The organism is Streptococcus sp. HMSC077D04 (assembly GCF_001808785.1).
In the GTDB taxonomy this organism is placed as follows: Bacteria; Bacillota; Bacilli; order Lactobacillales; family Streptococcaceae; genus Streptococcus; species Streptococcus mitis_BX.
In genome coordinates, this window is record NZ_KV794509.1 from 1 (window position 1) to 684 (window position 684).

Here is a 684-nt window from a genome sequence, read left to right on the forward strand (position 1 = left end):
AAAGCAGCCTTTTCCTTCTTTACATTTGCGGCTGGAAATCCTATAACATGGATAGTAGGAGGATTAGTTTTTCTTCTCTTACTTATGATGAGCTTCTTTTTAGGATTTTCATCTGCTAGTTTGATTCAACAAGATGAATTTGAATTAACAAAAGCTTATACCCACCTAACTTGGGAAGACGCAGAACATACTCGTACAAATGACAAAGGCATTACCTATTACACAAAAATTGATGATGTGATGGGCTATATGAACTTTAAATTCCATGATTACGAGTTAAACAAACCAGTTCACTTATTTAGTTCAGAAACTTACAAGGATTATCTGTCTACTTTGTGGCATGATTTAAACGATGGAGAAGATTTAAAATCCATGCAAGACCTTTATGAAACTCCTAAGTATAAACTATCAAAAGACGATCAAGAGGAAATGAAGGAACTAAAAGAAGAGGGTGTGTATGCTTCCATGCAGGAATTGGACAATCCATTTGAGGGGAAAAGCAACGAAGATAGTCTAACCATGACTTATCGTTATGGCTACTATGATTTAGACGGAAAACCTACCCTTCAGGAGTACATTCTACTAGAAGCGAAGGCTCACCAAAGGATTGTCGCACCAATGGATGGTGTTGTATCTCTAGACGGAGATAATGTTATTCTCACTAACGGAAAAGGAGAGAATGAG

The 684-nt window shown here is 36.8% G+C and carries 1 pseudogene; it reads left to right on the forward strand.

The features are described 5' to 3' along the window. Nucleotides 1-684 (forward strand): annotated as a pseudogene (locus tag HMPREF2701_RS01760) (CHAP domain-containing protein); the annotation flags it as partial.